Origin of the sequence: Aeromonas sp. 604176, from assembly GCF_049170755.1 — a bacterium.
Classification (GTDB): Bacteria; Pseudomonadota; Gammaproteobacteria; order Enterobacterales; family Aeromonadaceae; genus Aeromonas; species Aeromonas veronii_A.
The window spans coordinates 1-706 of the sequence record NZ_JAAKNE010000305.1; the positions used below are offsets into that span (position 1 = coordinate 1).

At 62.9% G+C, this 706-nt stretch carries 1 protein-coding gene; it reads right to left on the reverse strand.

Features of this window, described 5'->3' with window-relative positions; translation table 11 throughout:
- Nucleotides 1-706, reverse strand: a 706-nt coding sequence (asd, locus tag G5358_RS21510; protein WP_421324931.1) for an aspartate-semialdehyde dehydrogenase, incomplete at both ends; no start/stop codon positions are given.

Genomic DNA, 706 nt, shown 5'->3' on the forward strand with positions numbered 1-706 from the left:
ACCCAGTCGTTGTGGGCAGCCAGCAGCGCTTCGATCTCCGCCAGCGGCACATCTTTTTTCAGCTTGATGGTGAAGGCCTGGCTGTGGCAGCGCAGGGCGCCGATCCGCACGCACAGACCATCCACCGGAATGACGGCATTCTCGATACCCAAAATCTTGTTGGTCTCGGCCTGACCCTTCCACTCTTCACGGCTCTGGCCGTTGTCGAGCTTGGTGTCGATCCAGGGGATAAGGCCACCGGCCAGCGGTACGCCGAAGTTGTCAACCGGCAGGGTGCCGGAACGGGTCTTCTCGGTGATCTTGCGCTCGATGTCGAGGATGGCGGAGGCGGGATCCGCCAGCTCGACCGCCACTTCGTCACGCAGCATCCCCATCTGGGTGACCAGCTCGCGCATATGGCGGGCACCACCACCGGAGGCGGCTTGATAGGTGGCCACGCTCACCCACTCCACCAGATCGGCCTTGAACAGGCCGCCGAGGGCCAGCAGCATCAGGCTGACGGTGCAGTTGCCGCCAACGAAGGTCTTGATGCCATCGTTCAGGGCCTGCTCGATGACGTCGCCATTGACCGGATCCAGAATGATGACGGCGTCTTTCTCCATCCGCAGGGAGGAGGCGGCGTCAATCCAGTAGCCCTGCCAGCCTGCGGCTTTCAGGCGCGGATAGACATCCTTGGTGTAGTCGCCGCCCTGGGCGGTGATGATGA